Consider the following 5840-nt stretch of genomic DNA (forward strand, 5'->3'; position numbering starts at 1 on the left):
GCTCCACGGCCTGTCCAACGCCACCGCGGAGGGTGTCAACCGTCTGATCAAACTCGTCTACCGCACGGCGTTCGGCCTGACCAACATCGTCCACCAACAGACCCGCGCCCGCTACGTCGCCTCCCGCGCCACCCGCCCAGCCTGGCCACTCCCCGTCACCACCACCACATCCACAGCGTGATCACCCAAACACGGTTTCAGACGTAGTGCGCAGAGCCGCTAGTGGTCCCCAAGTAGTCCAACATCACCCGTTACACCGCTAACTTGACAGCCCCGGCACGGCTCTCATCCTTCCAAGGTCAAGAGCCTCCACCAGCCCCGGGGCGGTTCAGTCGAGCGCCTGCTCGATCATCTGTCGGGCGAGGGTGGGCTTGGTCGCGAAGGCGACGTCCTCAGGCACGCCCGCCGCCTCGAGCCGCCCAGGATCGGACGTCCAGGAGCGGCGGCCCGTGCAGCTATGGCGAGACAGGGGCGCGGCTTGGCATCGGGTAGCCTGAGAGGCAGCGCCGGTCGGCTCACCTCCTTTGTCCCCGCTGGGAGGTTCGGGAGTTCGATTCTCCTGCGGTGCACGCCTGGTTGAGGCAGGTCGGGGCCCCGCAGCGTCCACACGCTACGGGGTCTCGATGTTTCCCAGCCAGCAGAGTTCGTGCAGCAGGGCTCGGATGTACGCCCTGCAGGCGGGCACAGCGATTACGCTGGGCCGAGGAGCGTGAACGTGTGCGCGATGTGCAACCGCATCGGCCACGGTGGTTGGGGATGTTTGTGGTGCGTTGCCGAGCGCACGCACGGTTGAGACAGGCCAGAGCCCCGCACCCCCATCCAAGGTGCGGGGCTCTGCCGCTTTCAAGACCTCGTGTACTGCAGTTCATACTGCAGTTGGCGAACGGTACTGCGGGACGACTCAGGCGGCACCCTCGTCTGCCTCACTCTCCGTAGCGGTGGTCGGGTTCCGGAGCCGGGTGAGGATGTCGTCCATGCTGCGGGCCGTCCCCCGCCGGACGTCCGCCAGAACGTCAACGTAGATGTCCGCGGTGGTGCCAAGGCGGGTGTGACGCAGAAGCGCGCGAATCTCGTTCAGGTCGACGCCGGCCCGGAACAGCATCGTCGCCGCCGTGTGGCGGAGATCGTGCACGCGGGTGTGCCGCACCTCAGCCCGCTCACACACCGCGTCCCACCACCGGTTGACGTTGCGCGGGTCGACCTTCCGCCCGAGTGCGGTAGTGAACACCAGTCCGGGGTCTTCCCACCGGATGACCTTCAGGTCCGCCGGAGTCCCGGACACCCCCTCGGGGAGGTTCTGCGCGGCCAGCGCCGCCAGGTCCTTTTCCGCCTGGTCCGCTTTGGCGCTGAGGTCGGCTTTCGCGTCGTCCTGCCGCCACCGGTGCTCACGGAGCATCGTGACGACCATGTCGGGCAGTGCGAGAACCGCCTTTGAACCCTTCGTCTTCAGGGCTTCCTCTTCGACGAGTTCCCAGCGCTGCCGGCCGGTCTCCGGATCAATTCCCGCCTTGCGACGCCGCTGCTTGCGCACCACGGCGACCGTGCCCGCATCAAGGTCGAGCGCATCCCAGCGCAGCGCGAGCGCTTCCCCCTTGCGCAGCCCGAGCGCCAGCAGCACCAGCCACAGCGCGGACATCCGGTCCACGAGCGCGACCGCGACAACCCGACGGGCTTCTTCCTCGGTGAGCGCCCGTATCGGCGCATCGGCCTTCCTCGGCGGCTGGACGAGAGCGGCGACGTTCCGGGTCAGCAGTTCCTCCCGGACCGCGTCATTCAACGCCGCGGTGAGGATCACCAGCAGGTAGCGCACCGACCGGGCCGACAGCGGCTTGACGGGCTTGCGTTCGCTCGGTGCCGGAGCCTTCTTCTGTGCTGTCGCGCGTCGAGCCGGGCGAGTCTTCTTCTCTTTCGCGCGTTCTGCCGCCTTGCGGGCCGCCTCAGCCTCCCAGGCCGCGCACTGCGCCAGACCCGCGGACGACGGTTCCGTGAGCTTGCGCGTCATCCAGTGGCGGACGTGCGCGGTGGACAGCTTGCGCAGCTCGTGACGGCCGAGGATCGGCGTGATATGCAGCCGGACCTGATCGGCATACGACTCGGCCGTTGACTCGGCGAGCGTTCCGGCGACCACGCGGGAAGGCAGAACGATGGTCACCCACTGATCGAGATATTCGGCCACCGTCATCCGTGTCGTGACCAGCGGCACCCCGTCCTGCACCGCCCGGAGCGCGGCAATGATCTTCCCTCGGACGTCGTCCTTCGTCTTGCCGTAGAACGTCGGCCGGGTGCCGTCCGGCATACTGATCTGACCGGCCCAACCGTTGCGGTACCGGTAGATCGAGCCTTCGCCGTTGCCGCGTCTGCTGCCCTTACCCTCGGCCATCAGGCCACGTCCAGGGGGTTGCCGTCGGGCCATTCGACGGCGTCGCACCATGGGCAGCCGTAGGGGCTGTCTTCCATGTCGCAGGCGAACTTGGTCTCTCCGTCCGACTGCGGGTAACCGCGTCCCTGGCCGCGGTCGGCGCGGTCGAGGTGGTCATGCAGCGCCTGCATGAGGGTCACCCGCCGTGGGGTGTTGGTGGGCATGGTGGTTCTGGCTCCTTGCCGAAAGAACGGGCGCGGGTCGCGAGTCGCGTGGTCCGGCGCGAGTTGGGGTTTCCGTTCTCTGGCGCTGGGATGGTCTGCCGGGTCGCCGGCCGCGTCCAGGGCGCTATCGCGTCGCTACGCGATCGGCCTATGGCCGACCCTGGACCCGTCCACCGCCCCGACAGATTGAGGCGCCACCAGAGAACGGAAGAAAAATGGGTGGGGCAGAAGAACCGCTACGGGCGGGTTCCGCGTGCCGCCGCCGGTGCCGTCGGGGTGACGCCCCCGGTGGGATCAGGTTCCCTGCCGTCGGGCACTGTCCGGAAGACCATGGTCAGGTCGATGTCGCCGACGTGCTCGGTCAGGAAGGCGTCGACCGGCATGCAGGCGAGGACCTCGGCGATCTCGCGGGCATCAGCACCAGGACGCAGCGTCAGCGCATAGACGCCGGGCCGGACGATGCTGGCCACGATCAGCGGCACGTCTCCGCCGGGGGTTCGGTCGGGATCCGGGGCGTCGGACGGGAAGATGGGCATGGGTCTCTCTCCTGTTCGCGCAGGAAGGGGCCAAGGTTCCGGTCGGGTGTTGCCGCACTCGGCCGGAACCGCCTCAACGCGACTGGACGACCGTCCAGCGACATCCACGGTACACGTGGCGCTGGACGGTCGTCCAGTAGATTGCGGGGTATGACGCAACCGCTCATGGGAGCGGCGGAGATCGCCCGCCGGTTGGGGGTCGGGCGGACGCGGGTGAACCAGCTTCTGAAGGAAGACCCGTCGTTCCCCGCGCCGTATGCCTCCCTGGCCGCCGGTCACATCTGGCGGACCGTCGATGTGGAGGCATGGATTGCCGAACACCGCCCCGACCTGCCCCCGCCCGACGGCCAGTGAGGGTGATCATGCTGCCTGTCCGTCGTCGAGGCCGCGGAGCCGGTGGACGAAGGCGAGCAGCGAGGCGGAGGGGATCCGGCGGGCACGGCCGATGCGGACGGATTCGAGGTCGCCGCTGTTCAGCAGTTCGTAGACGGTGCTGCGGCTGACGCCGAGCAGGTCAGCGGCTTCCGTCGGGGTGAGCAGGAGCTTGGTCACGCAGGCTCTCCAGGGGCTTGCCGGGGTGGGGTCAGGCTGCGTCCGCCAGCGGCGGCCCTGTTGCCGAATCCCCGCCGGCCCCTTCCTCGGTGCCGATTCCGAGCTGTGCGCGCCAGGCGTGCCGTTGGGCGATGGCATGCAAGATCAGATGTTCGCGGCGGGGTGCGGCCGGGTCCCCGGGGCGTAGCAGCGTCCAGGCGATGCGGGTCGGATCGTCCTCGGGCGCGGCCGGTCCGGTGCCAGTGGCGCCCAGTGCCGCGAGCTGCTGGCGGATAAAGACGACCCGATCACGACGGTGGTCGGTGAGGGTCTTGCCAGACCAGCGGCGGGAGACCAGCACCCGCCGGCCGCCGAAGCCGAGGGTTTCGCGCCGGTGGGCTTTGCCGGTGCACCGTCCGGGGGTGAGGCCGCGCCGGGGGTTGCGGGGTTGGATGCCGTAGCGCAGCCAGTTCGCACAGGTCGGGGAGCAGGGTTCGTAGCGCAGGGCATCGGCGAGCCGCTCCACATGCGCCCGCTGCCGGTCACTGCTGATCTCGTGACAGGTGTCGAGGGTCTTCGTCAGGTACTTGGTGAGATAGCCGATCATCCGGCCGGTGTTCACCGAGTTCGCCGTCACCCCGTCCGCCTGGAGTTGCGGACCGAACCGCACGACGTGCGCGGGTTCGTCGTCCTCACCGATCGCGTCGAGCGCCGCATCCCACGAGGGCAGCGGGTCGCCGGCGTCGGGGTCGAGGTAGGCGCCGATGGTGTCGTCCCAGACGGGCAGATGCTGATCGTCGTAGACCGGCCGGTCCGTCGCTGGCCGCCAGACCTGGTGGTAGGTGGCTGCCGCCACCAGCCGCAGCATGGTCCGCGGGATGGTGCCGCGGATCGCGGCGTGCAGGTGCGGGGCGAGACGCCGTTGGGGTTCCAGCGCGGCGAAGTACTGGACATCCCAGCCGACCGCGCGGCGCAGGTTCTGCCAGAACCGATCCAGCAGCTTCGGGAAGTGGATCGCGTCCCGTGCCGCCTGCCGGTAGTCGTAGGAGGCCGGGTCCACCGGCGTGCCGTCGGAGTGCACCCGCCCGTACGAGGCACAGGTCAGGGTCAGGAACATCGACGGCCGCCACACCGTCCCGTCCGGCGCGGTGAACGTCCGCCCGACCGTGCGCCGCTCAACGGGCAGCCGGGGCAGATCGGGGGCATCCTGGCGACGACGGGTCGAGCGGACGCGGCGCGGCCGGTCCCGGTCGGCCGGCGCGATCCGGCCCCGCACGCCCAGATCTGACAGTTCCCGGTCCACCTGGCCGATCAGTTCGTCGATCTCGCCGACCTGCCCGAGGTCGCCGGCCGCCAGGACCTCACCGCGGGCTTCCTCCAGGTCCGCCCGCAGCACGGCAAGTGCCTTGGCGTCGTCGGACGGCGGATCCGGGTCGGGAAGGGGTTCGTCGTCGAGATGCCATCCGGTCTTGCACTGGGCCATCCGGAGCCGCCGCGAGCGGTCAGGGCTTCCGTCCTGCACCGCCGTAGACTCAGACGGTTTCCGGGTCCGTGGGTGGCGTGTCCGGCTTCCACAGCGGTAGGCGCACCACGCCCGGGTCGAGGACATCCGTCCCGTCGAAGAAGCGGCAGACGTCCGCGAGGCCGCGGAGAACGAGCGGCGCGGCCGTGGTCGCGTAGGTCTCGACGATCGCGCCGACCCCTGGGGGTGCCTGGTCGCCGGTCGCGTGGGACACGACCAGGTAGCTGCCGGACGGCAGACCGTCCAGCAGCCTGCGCACCAGCGCACGCGGTTGGTCGGCGCCGGTCAGGAAGTGCAGGACCGCGACGAGGAACAGCGCAATCGGCCGGTGGAAGTCGAGCACGCCGCGGAGCTCGGCGGCATCGAGGATGAGCCCGGGGTCCCGGAGATCCGCCGCCAGGTAGGCGGTCCGCCCCTGCTCCGACCCGGTCAGCAGCGCACGCGCGTACGCCAGCACAACCGGTACCACCCCTTGGTCACACATGGCAAGTGGTACTCGTGTGTCGGTCGTGAGCGCCGATGGGCGCGCATGGCGGTGTTCTGGGCGCGTAGGCGACGGCGGTTCCTTGCAAGGGAGATTAGAGCGTGTCTCACGTCGAGTGCGGGAGCTTCTTCCAGCAGGTGATCGCGGCAGCCAGGCAGAGGAACCCGAGGAAGTTGTAGCCGTT

Annotated in this window: 7 protein-coding genes and 1 pseudogene; 2 read left to right on the top strand and 6 right to left on the bottom strand. The window is 69.4% G+C overall.

From position 1 onward, the window contains the following. Positions 1-181, top strand: a 181-nt coding sequence (locus BMG523DRAFT_RS21535) for a transposase (RefSeq protein ID WP_043592214.1), incomplete at its 5' end; no start/stop codon positions are given. A 720-nt stretch (positions 182-901) separates the two neighbouring features. Here the strand turns inward: BMG523DRAFT_RS21535 and BMG523DRAFT_RS21540 are convergent. The 3 genes from BMG523DRAFT_RS21540 to BMG523DRAFT_RS21550 all read right to left on the bottom strand — a co-directional run bounded on the left by BMG523DRAFT_RS21540 (position 902) and on the right by BMG523DRAFT_RS21550 (position 3119). Further along, on the bottom strand, positions 902-2380 hold the full coding sequence (locus tag BMG523DRAFT_RS21540; RefSeq protein ID WP_023839865.1) for a tyrosine-type recombinase/integrase: 1479 nt from the start codon (positions 2378-2380) through the stop codon (positions 902-904). Continuing rightward, on the bottom strand, positions 2380-2583 hold the full coding sequence (locus tag BMG523DRAFT_RS21545) for a hypothetical protein (protein WP_023839866.1): 204 nt from the start codon (positions 2581-2583) through the stop codon (positions 2380-2382). The genes BMG523DRAFT_RS21540 and BMG523DRAFT_RS21545 overlap by 1 nt, the downstream gene beginning before the upstream one ends. Before the next feature lie 236 nt (positions 2584-2819). Beyond that, a complete protein-coding gene (locus tag BMG523DRAFT_RS21550; RefSeq protein WP_023839867.1) occupies positions 2820-3119 on the bottom strand; it encodes a hypothetical protein in 300 nt (99 codons plus the stop codon). 150 nt (positions 3120-3269) lie between these two features. Between BMG523DRAFT_RS21550 and BMG523DRAFT_RS21555 the strand changes: the two genes are divergently transcribed. Next, positions 3270-3473, top strand: coding sequence for an AlpA family transcriptional regulator (locus BMG523DRAFT_RS21555; RefSeq protein WP_035908376.1), 204 nt, complete (start codon positions 3270-3272; stop codon positions 3471-3473). Positions 3474-3479: 6 nt separating this feature from the next. Here the strand turns inward: BMG523DRAFT_RS21555 and BMG523DRAFT_RS21560 are convergent, their stop codons facing one another. The 3 genes and pseudogenes from BMG523DRAFT_RS21560 to BMG523DRAFT_RS21570 form a co-directional block, all read right to left on the bottom strand. Further along, on the bottom strand, positions 3480-3671 hold the full coding sequence (locus BMG523DRAFT_RS21560) for a helix-turn-helix domain-containing protein (RefSeq protein ID WP_011434870.1): 192 nt from the start codon (positions 3669-3671) through the stop codon (positions 3480-3482). Positions 3672-3702: 31 nt separating this feature from the next. Continuing rightward, positions 3703-5154: pseudogene (locus BMG523DRAFT_RS21565) on the bottom strand (replication initiator); the annotation flags it as partial. A 28-nt stretch (positions 5155-5182) separates the two neighbouring features. After that, on the bottom strand, positions 5183-5656 hold the full coding sequence (locus BMG523DRAFT_RS21570) for an SAM-dependent methyltransferase (protein ID WP_083282462.1): 474 nt from the start codon (positions 5654-5656) through the stop codon (positions 5183-5185). Between the last annotated feature and the right edge of the window lie 184 nt (positions 5657-5840).

Source organism: Frankia sp. BMG5.23, from assembly GCF_000685765.2.
Taxonomy (GTDB): Bacteria; Actinomycetota; Actinomycetes; order Frankiales; family Frankiaceae; genus Frankia; species Frankia casuarinae.